Consider the following 16,585-nt stretch of genomic DNA (forward strand, 5'->3'; position numbering starts at 1 on the left):
TTAGGGGGAAATGCGTTGGCTGTCTCAGGCGCTGATCTTGTAAAAAGCACAGCCCCCGGAAGCCCGTGGCAGAACAGTACAAGGCCCATCTGATACGGTTTTTTCTTTGTTATCTGCGCCTGTATTGAAATGCGCTCAAGGCGGACAATACCCCCAATCCTTATTCCCTTCCCTTCGGAGGCCTTATGACCAAGATGGCGATTTTCCTGTTCGGTTTTTTAGTGCTGACCATCGGCATCGGCCTGCTGGCGACGATCTCACCGGTCTAGCGCTTAACTGGCAAACAACATCGGGTACAGCGACAGCACCAGCAACGCGGCCATGGACCAGTTGAACAGCCTCAGCCAACGCGGCTCACGCAACACATTGCGCAGGCCGCTACCACAGCCCACCCACACGCACACGCTGGGCAGGTTCACTACCGCAAACACCAACGCAATCACCAGCACGTTGGTGACATAACCCTCGGCCGGCGTGTACGTGGTGATGGCTCCCAGCGCCATGATCCACGCCTTGGGGTTCACCCACTGAAACGCAGCGGCGCCGAGGAATGTCATGGGCTTACCGTGTTCGTCACTGCTGTCGGACATGCCGCCTGCCGTCGCAATCTTCCACGCCAGGTACAACAGGTACGCGGCGCCGACATAGCGCAATACGGTGTAGGCCCAAGGAAACACCTTGAACACTTCGCCCAATCCCAGGCCGACCGAAATCACCAGCAGCATGAAGCCGATACTGATCCCCAGCGCATGGGGCATCGAGCGGCGAAACCCGAAGTTAACCCCCGAGGCGAGCAACATGGTGTTATTGGGCCCAGGGGTGATCGAGGACACGAAAGCGAACAGCACAAAGGCTGAGAGCAGGCTGGTGGACATGAACATGAGGCAGCATCCAAACAGGGGTTGTATGCAGGCGACAGTAGTGGGTTATGGCCTCCACTGCCCCATACAGCCATGCGCGGATTGAGGCGTACACTTTTCACAAACCTTTCACAGACGACCGAATAGGGTAGACCCAGCTCCTAATGAACATCCCTTTTAGCCCGCACTCCCCATCGCGGGCTTTTCTTTGTCCGCGATTTATCCCAGGCAAAAAAAAGGCAGGTCATTGTTCATGACCTGCTCTCGTTGACTAACGGTTAACGCTGACCACCACCGCCGCCAGGGCCGCCGCCTTGACCATGACCACCACCGCCATGGCCGCCGCCACCACCACCGCCCGGAGGCATAAACATCCAGCAGCCCGACAAGGAGGACAACAGCGCGACAACAACAGCCGCCTTGGTAAGGTAATTCAACTTCATGACAACGCTCTCTGCTTTACAAGGTTTGGTGTACGTAAAGTAAGACCGCTGTAAATGAAGTCCGTCACGGCTTTCGTGTAACGTCTTGGTAGGGTTTGTGTTGTAGTGGATACACGTATGAGCAGTGGGTTTGAGTTAACCGGGGCGATTTAGATGATCAATATTCGTGCAGCGACTGAAGCCGATCTCGATAGCTTAAGGGCATTGGGCTGCGAGACCTATCAACAGCATTTCTCGTCCTTGTGGTCCCCTGATGGCATGCGGGATTTCCTGGATCAGGATTTCTCACGCGACGCGTTGAGCCGATCACTCGACCTGCCCGAGCGTCAGTCATGGCTTATCGCCTCAGATGAACGGGGCACACCCATTGGGTTTTCCAAGGTCAACTGGTCGACACCAACGCCAATCACTGGTGAGCTTGGCGCAGAACTGCAAAAAATCTATTTCCTCAAAACCGCTGCCGGACTTGGCTACGGCAAGCAACTTTTGCAGTTTATCTGCGATCAGGCAGTGCAGCGTGGAGAGCACTTACTGTGGCTGGATGTGCTCAAGAGCAATTCAAACGCCCGACGGTTTTACGAAGCGTTTGGGTTCCGGCAGATCGGTGAGATCCCATTCGATACGGATTTGGCGGAAGTCGGGATGGTTGTCATGGGCCTTGAGCTGAATCGGCACCAAACGGAGAAATAAATGGAAGACTTGATACAGGGCCTCGACGGGCCCAGAACCGCCCAGCAGGAATTGTTCTACGACCTTGAAGATGCCGCGGCTGTTATTGGATGGTCAGTCATGGAGTTGACCACCCTGGCGTCCAAAGGCAGAACGCCGGATGAGGCGGCAGCATTGATGAGAATGTGCGCGCTGCTGGCAAATCAACAGGCAAAACTAGCGGCGTATGCGGATGAGGTTAAGGGGCTGCGCATCAACCGGTCGTGAATCAACGCGGCGGGTCTGGCCGGAACACCGTCAGCGCGCCAAGCGTGGCTGCGAACGCGCCGAGAAACGTCGAGGTGTAGCTGGGAATAGCCCAAAGCATCAAACAGTGAACGACCAGCAGGAATGCAGCCAAGAGGCGGATTTGCAGGTTTGAGAATCTGCTGCCGTATCGCTCAGCGGCGCTGTTGAAGTATCTGATCCATTTCATAAGAAGACTCCTGACTGGGCAAAGAATGATTCTAACCGAGTGAACGACTGCAACTTTTCACCAGGCAATAAAAAACCCCGTAGACGTTAATCTACGGGGTTTTCAAGAGTGGAGGCCGAGGTCGGAATCGAACCGGCGTAGGTGGATTTGCAATCCACTGCATAACCATTTTGCTACTCGGCCTCAAACGATTAATGCCCTGGTTGCTGACATTCACCGCATAAAAACTTGAGTGGGCTACAAAGCCATGCCTCTACTCTAACTCATTGAATACATTGAAGTTTTTAATGCTTCGTTGCGTTCGATGGGCGCCATTATGTACTCATTTGCCAATGCCTGCAACCCCTTGATTTCAAAAATATTTCGCATTGGCATCAAGGGGTTGCGTGCCTGCCCTACTCCTTGATGCGCTGCGACTGGTATTGCGGGTCGGCCTTGATCTGGGCGTCGGTGAACGGCAGTGAGCGCAGTTTTTTCTCGGAGAACGCTTGGGTCTGGTCCTTGGCGTATTTCGATGCGGGGTTGCTGGACAGGGAGAACGTCAGTACGCCCTGGGCGTGTGGGCCTTGGTCGTCGAAGGTGACGATTTGCAGGTAGCTGCTGCCGCTGACTACTTCGCGCTTGCCATCGGCACGGGGCACGGTTTGCATGGCGTTGTAGATCCCCAGTTCCTGCGGGCCGCCGTGGATCGGGGTTTGGCCGGAGACTTGGACATCACCCCATTTACTACCGGGCTTGAGGCCGAGCTTGGCGACGTCTGCGGCAGAGGCCTGCATGGCTTCGCGCAGGGCCTTGGCGACCGGTGCACGGTCGATGGCCAGGCCGCGCGGTGTGGTCAGGGGTTGGGCCGGGTCGAAGGCAACGCGCCAGGCATCAGGGATTTGCTCCAGCTGCTCCACCAAGTTGATGAAGTGCACCAGACCCAGGCCGCTGTCGAGGTTGGCGTGCCGGTCCCAGTCTTTGAGGCTGGTGCACAGCGGCTTCAGTGCCGCCGCATCGGTGCCGAGGTGTTTGGCGCAGAACGCCAGCAAATCCGGCATGACCTGGCCGGCCAGGTACACCTCGTTGTCCATTACCATGTTTTGCAGGTCGGCAACGCTGATCGGTTGCTTATCCAGGGATTGCAGGCGCTGCAGGGCAAACCGCGCTCGCGGGCCCAGGCCGATGTTGTCCTGGCTGATCACCGGTGAGAAACCTGCCAGCGGCGCCTTGGGGTTGACCATCCAGGCCGAATCGTTGGAGTGCTGCACATAGTCAGTGCGCTCCAGTTGCGGCAGTTGGTCAGCCGGAAAGATGCCGGGCTGGGCTGAGCGTGGGTCGACGTCCCAGGCGCAGGCGCTGTGGGCGCCGTCGAGCATGATCATTTGCAGGCCGGCACGTGGATCGCTGCACTGGGCAAGCTTGGCCGCGCTGACGTTGGGCACCACCGAGAGATTCATGTACAGGCTCTGACCCTGATCGTCGGCGGCCAGGGTGTTGACCCATGGGATGCCTTGCAGGGTGTGCACCGAAGTTTGCAGCTCGTTGAGGCTGCCGGCGCGGTTCATCGCGTACCACTGTTGCAGGACGCGATCGTTGCCAAGGTTGGCGTCGCGCAGGCTGAACGCGTAATGGCTGTCCCAGTCCAGCTTGCCAGGCCATTGCACGACGGGGCCGAACTGCGAGCTATAGACCGGATGAACCACGGGTTTAACACTGCCGTCCGCTTGCTTGACCTGCACCGTCACCGAGGTTTTTTCCAGGGGGACGGACTTGCCATCGAGCATGTAGCGCGTCGAGTCCTTCGGATCCAGGGTGAGGCGGTACAAGGTGAAATGCTTGGACGTGTCGACCGTATGGGTCCATGCCACATGCTGGTTAAAGCCAATGTTGACCACTGGCAAGCCCGGCAACGCGGCGCCCATCACGTCCAATTGGCCTGGAATGGTCAGGTGCATCTCATAGAAGCGCATGCCACCCACCCACGGAAAGTGCGGGTTGGCCAGCAACATCCCACGCCCATTGAACGAGCGCTCACGGCCCACAGCCACCGCGTTGCTGCCACGATCAAGGGTGAAACGCTGCTGGTTAGCCGCAGCCAATTCAAATGCCCTGGCGTTGGGCTGCACGCTGGCAGTGGCTTGAGGCGGCGCCGCGCCAACCAGCGCTTCGGCGAATTGGCCGACACCGCCTTCCACCAGCAGCCGGCGGGTCAATTTCACCACGTCTTCAGCGACCAACGGGCGTACCCATGCCGCCTGGCACTGCGCGGGAGCGCCCTGCTCTTTCAAGTAACGGTTGTAGCCAGCGACGTAACCTTCGATACGGTCTTTTATCTCGGGGCTCTGGGCTGTCCAAAAGGCCGCCACCGTCTCTGGCGTATTCAGCCAGGAAAAAAACACATCACTGGCCAGATTGTTGCGCTCTTCCAGGGTTGACTGATCGGGGCCGAAAAACTTTGCCCGCTCGCCATTTACCGTGACCACCTCATTGGCCAGCAGGCACAGGTTGTCCTGGGCATAGGCATAACCAATGCCGAACCCCAGGCCACGCTCATCGTTGGCACGAATATGCGGCACCCCATAACTGGTACGCCGGATATCTGCCGATGCCTGCGCCACCTGCTCGCGCGCCGATGCGGCCAGGCTCAACCCCAGCAATAGCCCTGCCACACCCATCCTGGACAACCCGTTGGAAATAATCACGCAGACTCCACAGTCAAATTGAACACCCTCACCGGGGGCAGTTACCCCACCGTAAGAACGCACAAAACCGGGAGAAATTTAGCGACGCGGCCGCTTTATCTGAAGGACGCTGGTTGTGACAAAACCGACACTGACGAAATTTCTACATCCAACACTTCATGATTTCGCTCGCTCGTTCGTCTTATTAGTAAGAGCGCCATCTTTTTCCTGATCAGGCTCTGATAAGGAGTTTTTTGCATGTACAACCCGCAAGTGCCCACGGACGGACATTCATCGGTTGCCGACGCCAACTTTGGCGGCGGCACGCAAGTGTTCGGCAAAGCGCCCGAACAGCATGGCAACCAGCGTATTCGCCACTTACTTAAGTGTTTCGGTTTGCGCACCAGCCTGATTCGGCTGAAGGTCATCGACGCCCTGCTCACGGCTGCCGACAGCCAGCGCACTCTCGGGGTGCGCGGCGTGCACAGCCACTTGCTGAACCTTGGCATCCCGCTGTCGTTTCTCAGCGTGCGCGAGGTGCTCAAGCGCCTGTGCAGCGAGGGCGTGATCACCCTCAATGCCGATAAGAGTTACAGCCTCCACGAAGAGGCTGCCAAGGTGCTCGAAGGACGCGCCTGAAGTCAGAGCTTCATGCCCATGCCTTCACGCTCAGAGCTTGACCTTGCGACGCATGACGCCGTTGATCACCACCACGATCACCGCGACGGCAATGGCGATGGTCTGGAAAGTTTTCTCACTGATGACCCCGGTGTTCTGCAAGTAGGACAGGCCAAACATCGTCCCCAATACAGCCAGGGCAATCAGAAGTGAATATTTCAAACGTTGCTTTTGGGTCATGACAAGTTCCTGAACTTGAAGAGTGTATCCATTGTTTGAAGCCTTCCCTGCCAACACCGGCCCTGGGGCAGGCATAGGCCGGGCCGACAGGCGCTCATATTACAGGCGATGAAAAGCTTTGGCTCGCCCTGGGCCGGATTGACCTGCAAACGCCTTACGGCAATCTGAGCCATCACATCGAGACACAGGGCTGATTTACCGGTTTCATAAAAGACTTTTCACGCCGTTGCCAACACTTAATTTTACAGACCTCGGTATTTCCGCAAGGAACCTCGCAGGGTGTTTTCTACACCCAATCGGGGACGTCTGAGGAAAAGGGAACCTCCTCATGAAAGACGCTTATTACAGCTTGTCTGAAAAGGTGACCACCCCATGTTGAATGTTCACACACCCACTCAAACCCCATCTCAGCCTCACCTACCGCCCCCGCCTATCAATAATCAATCGCCTGGTTTACACGCCAGCAATCCTTCAGCAAACCTCCAAACCGGCGCGTCCTCCCCCCGCCTCTCACGTGCCAGCACTGGCTTGAAACAGATGATGGCGGACAACCAGAACCTCAGGAGCCTAGGACAAAAACTCAGCGAAACGGCAACACGCTTAGGTGTGAATGCCACACCGCAAGCGATCCTCGCCGCGTTGAAGGCGACGCCGATGGATATTCAACCGGGTTCGTCCTACCCGATAGAAGCAGACGCGGCCGTCACGCTCGACGCCTACATCACGTCCAACAACTTGATGCTCCCCAATAACCATTTCGGCCTGATTGCCTTGGCAGACGCCGTCTCCAACCGGGCGTTAAAGCATCCACTGGGCAATTTAGGCGGTGGGCTGTCCTGGCCGATACCAATGAGCATGCGCAACGAAAAGGCGCTACTTGGTACGCTGAGGCACTACGTGGCGCAGCATCCGAACCCAGCGCAGATAGGCGTAAGCCTTGGCGTTTTGGAATACCTGAACAGCAACCAGCCACCTTCCGGCGAAGCCGCCACCGATCCGGCGAAAGCCTTGGTCGCTATCCTGACCACCCCACGGGCACAGGCGCTGGGGCAAGCCATTCAGACCAAATTGAACGGCGTTGCAACTGACACCAGCGTCAACGAATACACGCTGACCGCTATCAACCTGGCGCTGGATCCAGAATCGATTGACCACGCCCACCCCAGCGCAATCGCCAGTTTCAACCTCGCACAGGACGCACACTGGGGCAAACCCGCCTCGGCCGTGGTGACCAGCCTGAGCCAACACCTGATAAAAAAACGCAAAACATCCGCCGCAATGGCCAGCGTTGGCGCGTACGTGCTTCTGGCAAGGAAAGCCCCCGAATTACTGATCAAGGACCTGCCGGCCAGCGTGACGTATGGCAGCACCGCGTGGCTCAACCTGTCGATCGCCGCCGCGACGATAGAAGCGCAAACACCGGGAAAGGTGCCGAACATGACCTTTGCCCAGGTCATGTCGGCCGCTGAAGGCGCCAGCCTGCAAGACCTGTCCATCACCCAAAAAGCGCAAAGTGCGGCCCTGCGGGTCTGGGGCGTCGTAAACGGCGTTATCAGCCAGGCCGAAGCCGATCGGTACAACGATGCCGACATCGACAAGGTCAAAACCGCTTTCAATCAACAAGCGAATTTACGGCTAGAAGCCACCGGCCAGATCCAAACCGACATGCCCAGCCGTAAAGACATCGCGTTGGCCAAACTAAAAGAACGTTTTGGCGAGGATGTCCCGTTTGAAGAGAAGCTGCTAACGGTCAAGGACACCAGCCAACCCTACGCGCAACCGCTCTACGACCCCAATCGAGCGCCAGCAGGCCACCATTCGCTCTTGGATATCGCCATGAGCGGGCTGGATCAGTTTTCGTGGGAAACCAAAGACCCGCGCATCCTTGACGCACTGGAAGGTAAGTCCCTGGCATTCGATGTAAACGCCGTCTTTAATTCTCAACTTTCCCAAGCAATCAACTCACGCAAACAAGGCATTGGTACGACGGTCAAACACTTGATCGCTCAGCTCCCGCTGGCAGACAGGCAAAACCTGGAATACGGGAAGCTGGAGTTCTATCAAAACAATACATACCAGTTGGGTATGGGGTTCACTGGCAGAACCCTTGTAGAGAAAAACGAACAACTGCTGGTTAAAGCCACCGGGGGCAGCGGCGAAACGGTTTACGCGATCGACCTTAAGCAGGGTTCCATCACCACGGTCCCAGGCACCGTATTGACCAAAGAACGTGATCGCGAGTCAAACCTCGTCTATCCAATAGAGCAGTTCCTCCCAACCAACGCCGATGACACCGTTTGGCAGCCAAACAACACTGCGGGGAATCCACTGTCCGTTCCCGACAGCTTTTCAAGCAACCGAACGCAATCCATTGCCGATGCGTTTGTCGAACACCTGGATATTGATAACAAGGACGTGGTCAAGCAGGCCAGGGGAACCACCACCTACGATCAACAGATGGACGTCGAGGAGAAACTGGCGGATTTCTTTCTCGACCTGATTCCCCTGAGATCGGCCATCGTCAACTTCAAGAACGGCAACGTCCTGGACGGTGTTGTCGATCTGGGGATGGATATTTTCGGATTCGTCACTGCCGGCGCAGGTGCAGCAGCGAAAATTGGGAACGTTGCGGTCAAGGGCTTCAGCGCGACAACCAAGGCGGTTCGGGTGGCAAAAATTTTGGGAACCACGCTCATCGGTGAGCTCAACCCAGCGAGCGGGCTGGGTGATCTGGTGCAGGGAGGCGCCAAGCTGATCGGCAAAGGCATCGACACCATCAAGAAAACCAGTGGGGCCTTTAATATGGCAAGGGTCATCGCCAACGAGCATGGGCCCATTACTCACGGCACCTTCAAGATCGCCGACCAGACCTTCCGGGCCGACACCATCCTGTCCAACGGCCAACGGTATGCCTACGACCCCGCGGCGATGAAGCCCTACGGCACGCCTTTGGCAGACTTCAACCCACTCGACACCTTGGCACCCGGCTCCCCCCATACCCACTCCCCGTCCCCTGCACAGCACCGTCATCGATACAACCCTATGGCCTCCATCGCGCGCCCAGTGCGAGTCAGAAAGCCGTTGCCCGTCGGCGACTACGCAGAAAGTATGCGCGGCAAACTGGAACCGGATCATTTCAAACCCGACACCAAGATGGCGACCATTCAAAAGTTCAAAGATGAAATGAAGGACTATTTTGACGCCATCCAGCAGGCGGGCCTCCCGACGCGACCGACCATCCCGCACATCGCCGGCAACGTCCCTGTCCCTGACCTGATCGAAACAGCGTTGAAAGCCTCGCAAGGCGTGGTATTTGGAGAATCCCACAAGCAGATGGCGAGCTTCCGGGCACTGTTCGATAACGTCGCCACACTAAAAAACGAGGGCGTTAAAAGAGTTTACTTCGAGGGGTTGATAGATATGCCCCAAGGGCTTGTCGACGACGGAATTGGCATCCTTGGTCAAAGCAAGCAGCTTCGAAGCGGCCCGACATTCCAAGAGTTACGCAAAAAGCTGGAGGATAACGGCATAGAGGTCTTGCCTCTTGATCACTACTACCTCACCCGCCACAAAGACCTACGCGGCTTTAAGAAGCCGACCACTACTGGCTCCGCGTCGATCACGCGGCTTGAAGAGTTCAACTATTACGCCGCTGAAACCATCCAGGCCACCTCAGGTGCTGATAAGTGGGCTGCATTGGTTGGGCATTCACATATGAACACCTCCGAAGGTGTGCCCGGCCTCGCTGAGTTGACCGGCAGCATCGGCATTGGTGTGTTTGACAGGCCCAGCGCCACGAACCATTTCGGAACCAGAGTCCTGGGCCATCCACAGGATCCCACCAAACCGGTCGGCAGCGGCGGTATCCCCGGCGATCTCCAGATTTACATCAAGCCGTAAACCCAAATCCCACCCGGCACACTAGCGGTCACAGCGCATGGCCCACCCCTAGCGCTGCAACCCCGCGCCGGGTGGGGCGCGCCGCTCAACCCATTATCGGCACGGTTTACCGAGACAACTGTCCATGGGCTCCCAGTTGAATGGCCAATCCCAACCGTTTAGCCCTTCACTTTATTTGCACGAGCGTACCTAAAGCTAAGCGTTGCCAAGCCGATAGCCCAACGAAGCTCTAAAAAAGCCGCGTCGATAATAAACGCTTCGTAAGGACGACCCCATGCCCCCAATGCGCTCTATCCAAGCCCGCTATACCCTGTTTCTGGTGCTGTTCGTCCTGGTGCTATTCGTGTTGACCGTCGTGGGTATCGGCCAGTTGGTCGCACCCAAGCTGCGACAGACCGAAGAACAGGTGGTGCTCAACCGCATCAGTGAGGTGGCAGAACAAATTCAGGGCGAACTGAACAAGGTTCAGGCCCAGCAACGCACCATCACCCAAACTATTCCACTGCTCGACAGCGATGCCATCGACAAGGTCCTGCCAGGCCTGGTCGACCAATATGGTGAACTGAAGGTATTTGGTGGTGGTATCTGGCCGCTGCCCAACCAGCGCACGCCGGGCCGCAACAAGCACAGCACGTTCTGGCACCGCGATGCGTCGGGCAAGCTGGCGGTGAACACGTTCTGGAACAGCGACCCCGCGCCCAACTATTACGACCAGAGCTGGTACAAAGGCGGCCTCGCTTCGCCGCGCGGGCAATGCGCCTGGGCGGCTGCCTACAAAGACGACGCCAGCCAGGAGCCGCGCACCAACTGCGCCATGGCGATCCAGCGTGACGGCGCCGCCTATGGCGTGGCCACCATCGACGTGACCCTGGGTTTCTTCAATGACCTGGTGGCCAGCAAGGAAAAAGACATCGGCGGGCAAATGCTGATCGTCGAGGGCGATGGCAAGATCATCAGCAACAGCTCGCGCCTGAGCAGCCCCGTGGTGTTGAAGAACATCAGCGAACTGACCTCCACCTCGGCATTTGCCACCCAGGTCAGCAAAGCCCTGGCCCATCGCGACCAGGCACTGCAACGCAGCGAGTTCGACAATGGCGGCGTGGCCAGCACCTTCTATCTGCGCCCCATCGAAGGCACGCCTTGGTTCCTCGCCACCGCCCTGCCCACTTCACTGATCACTGCCCAGCGCGATGACGTGCTCGGCAGTCTGGCGCTGTTGCAAATCCCAATGGTGTTGCTGCTGGTGCTGCTGGCGGCGTATGCGATCCGCCAACTGGTGCAGCGCATGAAGATCCTCAAAACCAATATCGACGCGCTGTCCGCTGGCGATGCCGACCTCACGCGACGTATCACCATCCGCGCCGAAGACGAACTCGGCGCCATCGGTCACTCGGTGAACCACTTCATCGTCTACCTGCAAAACATGATCGGCGAAGTCACCCAGGCCACTGGCGCGATGTCGTCAGGCCTTGAGCAATTGCAACGGACCTCGGCCCACACCAACCAGATCCTGGTGCGTCACGCCTCGGAAACCGACCAGACTGTCACCGCTATCACCGAGATGAGCTCCACCGCCGACAACGTCGCGCAAAACGCGGCCGAAACCGCCTCGTTCACTCAGCGCGCCAATGAGCACGCCGATCGCTCCCGCGTGGTCGTTGGGGAAGCATCCACCAGTGTCAGCGCCCTGATCGGCGAAGTTGCCAGCGCCACCCACACCGTGGAAAACATGCGCCAGGACGCCGCACGCATCACCGAGACCCTCGGGGTGATCGGCGCCATTGCCGGCCAGACCAACCTGTTGGCCCTCAACGCCGCCATTGAAGCGGCGCGGGCCGGTGAACAAGGTCGAGGCTTTGCAGTGGTTGCCGACGAAGTGCGCGCCTTGGCTGCGCGCACTCAGGCAAGCACCTCGCAGATCAACGAGATGCTGGCACGCCTGACTGCCGGGGTGAGCTCCTCGGTCGCGGCCATGGAAAATACCCAGGCCAGCTGCCAATCGGCAGCGGATGCCACGGCGCGGGTCAACGCCGGGCTGGATGAAATGGCGGGTTCCGTGAGCCATATCAACAACCTCAGCACGCAGATCGCCACAGCCGCCGAGCAGCAAAGCGCGGTGACCGAGGAGATCAACCGCAGCATGGTGCAAATCCGACACATGGTCGAAGAGTTGGTACAAAGCGGCCATGCCACCGAAACCAATACCCAGAGCCTGCTGGATGCCAACGGCCGGGTGATCGCCTTGATGGGCCGCTTTAAAGTGCGCTGATCAATTCTCTAAAGGCTCCCGTGCAAAGCGCGGGAGTCGGACTATTCTGACAGTTCCAAGTGTTAAGCCCCGCCACACAGGAGGTGTGCCATGCGCGCTGTCGAGCAGTCGTTCCGCTTGGAGCGGATCAGTCAGGAACGCTTTATCCAAGCCCCCATTGACGCTGTTTACGACTACGTGACCCAACCGGATCGCTGGCATGAATGGCACCCCACATCCCTCGGGGCCGACACCGGCACCACCGGATCGCTCCCCGCCGGTGCACGCTTTACCGAAATGATCGACCTGCTGGGTGTACGCGTGCCCATGAGCTACCGCGTGCAGATCGCCCGTCGTCCCGACGAGTTCAAGACGGTGTTCACGTCCCTCGCCGTCGATGGTTCCATCCACTATTTCCTGCTGCCCTTTCACGACGGCACGCTGTTCAAGCGTGTGCTGACCTATGAAACCGAATTGCAGTTGGCCAGCCTGCACGAACGCATGATCGAACTATCAGCGATTGCGCTGGACCAGCTCAGGCTCCGCCTGGAAAACGTCAACCTTGTATAACTTTGAAACATTACAACGGCGCCCCCTTCAAAAAAGCGCGGAGAATGCCCGGCTTACTGCCTGGTCTTGGACGAAAACCTGATGAAAACCCCATTGCGATTGGCCCTGCTTTCAGCCCTCTTCACCACCACCCTGGCCCAGGCCGCTGACCTCATCCCCATCGACGTGCACCGTGACGCCAACTGCGGCTGCTGCAAAAAGTGGATCAGCCACCTGGAAAGCAACGGCTTCAAGGTCAACGACCATGTCGAAGCTGACATGAGTGCCGTCAAGCAACGCCTGGGCGTGGCCCCGCGCCTGGGCTCCTGTCACACCGCCGTGATCGACGGCAAATTCGTCGAGGGCCACGTGCCCGCCGATCAAGTGCTTGCCTTGCGCAAGCGCGACGACCTGCTGGGCATTGCCGCACCGGGCATGCCGATGGGTTCGCCCGGCATGGAAATGGACGGGCGCAGCGAGGCCTATCAAGTCATCGGGCTGACCCGGGACGGCAACGATGTCGTGGTGGCTGAGTACCCGGCGCACTGATCGATGCTGATGGGTTACCTCGGGCTGTTCTTCGCCGCCTTTGGTGCGGCGACCTTACTCCCATTGCAATCCGAAGCGGTGCTGGTAGGCCTGCTGGTCAGCGGGCATTACGGGTTGTGGTGGCTGCTGGGTATCGCAACCCTGGGCAATGTTCTCGGGTCGCTGGTCAACTGGTGGCTGGGCCGCTGGGTGGAGCACTTCAAGGGTCGGCGCTGGTTTCCGGTCAGCGACAGGCAACTGGAAAAAGCGCGCACCCATTACCAGCGCTGGGGACACTGGACGCTGCTGCTCAGTTGGGTGCCGATCATTGGCGACCCGCTGACGTTGGTGGCCGGGGTAATGCGTGAGCCCTTGTGGCGGTTTCTGCTGCTGGTGACCCTGGCTAAAGGCCTGCGCTATGCCGTGCTGGCCGCCGTGACCTTGCAATGGGTGTTAATCCCCACTTAATCCCTCGCAAAGAGCATCCGGACACCCTTCCTGGAGCCCCGCCCATGCCTCTATTCCGCGCTTTTTGCATCGCCGGCCTGCTGACGGCCAGCACAGCGACTGCGCTCGCGGCCACCTACGGTCCCGAGCTGCAAGGTTTCCAGTACCCCTACCCCCTTGAACATTTCCAATTCCAATCCCAAGGCGAATCCCTGCAAATGGGCTACATGGACGTGCCGGCCAAAGGCACCGCCAATGGTCGCGCCGTCGTGCTGATGCACGGCAAAAATTTCTGTGGTGCAACGTGGGAAAGCTCGATCAAGGCCCTGAGTGATGCCGGTTACCGAGTGATCGCACCGGACCAGGTCGGTTTTTGCAGCTCCAGCAAACCCGAGCACTACCAGTACAGCTTCCAGCAGTTGGCCCTCAACACCCACCAACTGCTGGAAAAGCTCGGCATTCAAAAGGTCACCCTGCTCGGCCACTCCACCGGCGGCATGCTCGCCACGCGTTACGCGCTGATGTACCCCGAGCAGACTGAGCAGTTGGCGCTGGTCAACCCCATCGGCCTGGAAGACTGGAAAGCCCTGGGCGTGCCTGCGCTCAGCGTCGACCAGTGGTATGCCCGTGAACTGAAAGTCAGCGCCGATGGGATTCGCCAATACCAGCTCAACACGTACTACGTCGGCCGCTGGAAGCCGGAATACGAGCGGTGGGTGGATATGTATGCCGGCCTGAGCAACGGCCCGGGGCATACGCGGGTCGCATGGAACTCGGCGTTGATTTACGACATGATCTTCACCCAGCCGGTGTACTACGAATTCAAGAACCTGCAGATGCCTACCCTCTTGCTGATCGGCACCTCCGACAACACCGCCATCGGCAAGGACGTCGCGCCGCCCGAGGTCAAAGCTAAGCTCGGCAACTACGCGGTGTTGGGCAAAACCGTGGCCAAGCTGATCCCCCACGCAACGCTGGTGGAGTTTCCCGGCCTGGGCCACGCGCCGCAGATGGAAGAACCGGCGAAGTTTCACCAGGCGCTGTTGCAGGGTTTGAACGCGCTTTAATCCAACCTTTTTCGAGGCACTCGTGAATGTCGGTACAAATCGCAGTCATTGATGATTGGCAGAATGTGGCCCGTGACGTGGTGGATTGGTCGGTGCTGGAGTCGGTCGGCCAGGTGCACTTCCTGCACGATTACCCGGCCGATACCGCCGTAATGATCGAACGTCTGCAAGCGTTCGAAGTGATTTGCGTGATGCGTGAACGCACCCCATTCGACGCCGCGCTGTTGCAGGGGCTGCCCAACCTCAAGTTGCTGGTGACCGGCGGCATGCGCAACGCGGCCATCGATATCCCCGCCGCCAAGGCCCTGGGCATTCACCTCTGCGGCACCGACAGCTATAAACAGGCGGCGCCGGAATTGACGTGGGCGTTGATCATGGCCTCCACCCGCAACCTGCTGGCCGAGGCCAACTCCGTGCGCGCCGGGCACTGGCAGGTTGGCCTTGGCGGCGACCTGTACGGGAAGACGCTGGGCATCCTTGGTCTGGGCAGCATCGGCCAGAAGGTCGCGCAATTTGCCCAAGTCTTCGGCATGCGCGTGATTGCCTGGAGCGAAAACCTCACGCCGGAGCGTGCGACACAAGCCGGTGCGACTTGGGTCAGCAAGGAAGACCTGTTCAAACAGGCCGATATCCTGACCATCCACCTGGTACTCAGCGACCGCACCCGCGGCCTGGTGGATGCCGAGGCGCTGGGCTGGATGAAACCGACGGCGCGTCTGGTGAATACCGCGCGTGGGCCGATTGTGGATGAGCAGGCATTGGTTGAGGCATTGAGCCGTGGTCGCCTGGCGGGGGCTGCACTGGATGTGTATGCCGAGGAGCCGTTGCCGCTGGATCATCCGTTCCGCCACTTGCCCAATGTGCTGGCCACGCCCCATGTAGGCTATGTGAGCGAGCAGAATTATCGGCAGTTCTACCAGCAGATGATCGAGGATATCCAAGCCTGGGCGAACAACGCGCTCATCCGGCCGATTGGCTGACGCACCAATACGGGGCGCCTCTCACCGCAGAGGCGCACGCCGCCCCTGTGGTGAGAGGCTTGCTCAGAAAATAAGCTCACATCCTCCTGTCCACGGCCGCCACAACCCCTGTGGTGAGCAGGCTTGCCCTGCGCCGGAGTGCGAAGCGCTCCCAAATGGTTCACCTTGCTGCATCAGGTACATGGGCGGTGCCCCTAATGGGGCTGCTTCGCAGCCCAGCGCAGGGCAAGCCTGCTCACTACAAAATACGGCTCAGCCCCACTCCACAGTCGCAAACAACCCTGTGGTGAGAGGCTTGTTCAAAAAATAAGCTCACAACCTCCTGCCACAGGCGCCACAACCCCTGTGGTGAGCAGGCTTGCTCAGAAAATAAGCTCACAACCTGCTGCGACAGGCGCCGCGACCTCTGTGGTGAGCAGGCTTGCCCTGCGCCGGAGTGCGAAGCGCTCCCAAATGGCTCGCCTTGCTGCATCAGGTACATAGGCGGTGCTCCCAATGGGGCTGCTTCGCAGCCCAGCGCAGGGCAAGCCTGCTCACTACAAAATACGGCTCAGCCCCACTCCACAGTCGCAAACAACGCTGTGGTGAGAGGTTTGCTCAGAAATAAGCTCACAACCTCCTGCCCACAGCCGCCACAACCCCTGTGGTGAGCAGGCTTGCCCTGCGACGGAGTGCGAAGCGCTCCCAAATGGTTCACCTTGATGCACCAGGTACATAAGCGGTGCCCCTAATGCGGCCGCTTCGCAGCCCAGCGCAGGGCAAGCCTGCTCACTACAAAACCCAGGTCAAACCGCATTACCTCGAAATACACCAGTGCCCCACAGACAATTGGCTAATAACCACTGACTCTCAGGTTAAAAGTTTTTTGTCCTACAAAATCTTCCCAGAAACCCTACAG

General features: G+C 58.6%; 15 protein-coding genes and 1 tRNA gene. 10 read left to right on the forward strand and 6 right to left on the reverse strand.

Features of this window, described 5'->3' with window-relative positions:
• Positions 1 to 272: 272 nt before the first annotated feature.
• Together G9Q84_RS13410 and G9Q84_RS13415 are read right to left on the reverse strand one after the other, a co-directional pair.
• Positions 273 to 881 carry a LysE family translocator gene (locus G9Q84_RS13410; protein ID WP_095184677.1) on the reverse strand — a complete coding sequence of 203 codons (609 nt, stop codon included), beginning with the start codon at positions 879 to 881 and terminating at the stop codon, positions 273 to 275.
• A gap of 257 nt (positions 882 to 1,138) precedes the next feature.
• A complete protein-coding gene (locus tag G9Q84_RS13415; RefSeq protein ID WP_163034964.1) occupies positions 1,139 to 1,303 on the reverse strand; it encodes a hypothetical protein in 165 nt (54 codons plus the stop codon).
• 153 nt (positions 1,304 to 1,456) lie between these two features.
• Between G9Q84_RS13415 and G9Q84_RS13420 the strand changes: the two genes are divergently transcribed.
• A complete protein-coding gene (locus G9Q84_RS13420) occupies positions 1,457 to 1,993 on the forward strand; it encodes a GNAT family N-acetyltransferase (protein ID WP_181643509.1) in 537 nt (178 codons plus the stop codon).
• Complete coding sequence (locus G9Q84_RS13425; protein ID WP_032885235.1) at positions 1,994 to 2,239, forward strand: hypothetical protein; 246 nt, start codon at positions 1,994 to 1,996, stop codon at positions 2,237 to 2,239.
• A 1-nt stretch (position 2,240) separates the two neighbouring features.
• Here the strand turns inward: G9Q84_RS13425 and G9Q84_RS13430 are convergent, their stop codons facing one another.
• From G9Q84_RS13430 to pvdQ, 3 genes are all read right to left on the reverse strand, one after another.
• A complete protein-coding gene (locus G9Q84_RS13430) occupies positions 2,241 to 2,447 on the reverse strand; it encodes a hypothetical protein (protein WP_099602557.1) in 207 nt (68 codons plus the stop codon).
• A gap of 109 nt (positions 2,448 to 2,556) precedes the next feature.
• A tRNA-Cys gene (locus G9Q84_RS13435) sits at positions 2,557 to 2,630 on the reverse strand.
• A gap of 212 nt (positions 2,631 to 2,842) precedes the next feature.
• Positions 2,843 to 5,131: a bifunctional acylase PvdQ gene (pvdQ, locus tag G9Q84_RS13440; protein ID WP_181643510.1), complete on the reverse strand. Its 2,289-nt coding sequence runs from the start codon at positions 5,129 to 5,131 to the stop codon at positions 2,843 to 2,845.
• Positions 5,132 to 5,368: 237 nt separating this feature from the next.
• Between pvdQ and G9Q84_RS13445 the strand changes: the two genes are divergently transcribed.
• Positions 5,369 to 5,749, forward strand: coding sequence for a hypothetical protein (locus tag G9Q84_RS13445; protein ID WP_032885241.1), 381 nt, complete (start codon positions 5,369 to 5,371; stop codon positions 5,747 to 5,749).
• A 30-nt stretch (positions 5,750 to 5,779) separates the two neighbouring features.
• On the opposite strand, the gene G9Q84_RS13450 is transcribed toward G9Q84_RS13445, so the two are convergent.
• Positions 5,780 to 5,968 carry a hypothetical protein gene (locus G9Q84_RS13450; protein WP_032885243.1) on the reverse strand — a complete coding sequence of 63 codons (189 nt, stop codon included), beginning with the start codon at positions 5,966 to 5,968 and terminating at the stop codon, positions 5,780 to 5,782.
• 537 nt (positions 5,969 to 6,505) lie between these two features.
• Between G9Q84_RS13450 and G9Q84_RS13455 the strand changes: the two genes are divergently transcribed.
• From G9Q84_RS13455 to G9Q84_RS13485, 7 genes are all read left to right on the forward strand, one after another.
• Positions 6,506 to 9,868 (forward strand): membrane-targeted effector domain-containing toxin, encoded by a 3,363-nt coding sequence (locus G9Q84_RS13455; RefSeq protein WP_181643511.1) that lies wholly within the window; start codon positions 6,506 to 6,508, stop codon positions 9,866 to 9,868.
• Positions 9,869 to 10,142: 274 nt separating this feature from the next.
• A complete protein-coding gene (locus G9Q84_RS13460) occupies positions 10,143 to 12,137 on the forward strand; it encodes a methyl-accepting chemotaxis protein (protein ID WP_181643512.1) in 1,995 nt (664 codons plus the stop codon).
• A gap of 90 nt (positions 12,138 to 12,227) precedes the next feature.
• Positions 12,228 to 12,686 carry an SRPBCC family protein gene (locus tag G9Q84_RS13465; protein WP_181643513.1) on the forward strand — a complete coding sequence of 153 codons (459 nt, stop codon included), beginning with the start codon at positions 12,228 to 12,230 and terminating at the stop codon, positions 12,684 to 12,686.
• Between the two features lie 81 nt (positions 12,687 to 12,767).
• A complete protein-coding gene (locus tag G9Q84_RS13470; protein ID WP_032885249.1) occupies positions 12,768 to 13,214 on the forward strand; it encodes a DUF411 domain-containing protein in 447 nt (148 codons plus the stop codon).
• A 3-nt stretch (positions 13,215 to 13,217) separates the two neighbouring features.
• Positions 13,218 to 13,661 carry a YqaA family protein gene (locus G9Q84_RS13475; protein ID WP_179178922.1) on the forward strand — a complete coding sequence of 148 codons (444 nt, stop codon included), beginning with the start codon at positions 13,218 to 13,220 and terminating at the stop codon, positions 13,659 to 13,661.
• A 44-nt stretch (positions 13,662 to 13,705) separates the two neighbouring features.
• Positions 13,706 to 14,707, forward strand: coding sequence for an alpha/beta fold hydrolase (locus tag G9Q84_RS13480; RefSeq protein ID WP_181643514.1), 1,002 nt, complete (start codon positions 13,706 to 13,708; stop codon positions 14,705 to 14,707).
• A 26-nt stretch (positions 14,708 to 14,733) separates the two neighbouring features.
• Positions 14,734 to 15,687 (forward strand): D-2-hydroxyacid dehydrogenase family protein, encoded by a 954-nt coding sequence (locus tag G9Q84_RS13485; protein ID WP_181643515.1) that lies wholly within the window; start codon positions 14,734 to 14,736, stop codon positions 15,685 to 15,687.
• Positions 15,688 to 16,585: the final 898 nt, after the last annotated feature.

The sequence above is a fragment of the Pseudomonas sivasensis genome (assembly GCF_013778505.1).
In the GTDB taxonomy this organism is placed as follows: Bacteria; Pseudomonadota; Gammaproteobacteria; order Pseudomonadales; family Pseudomonadaceae; genus Aquipseudomonas; species Aquipseudomonas sivasensis.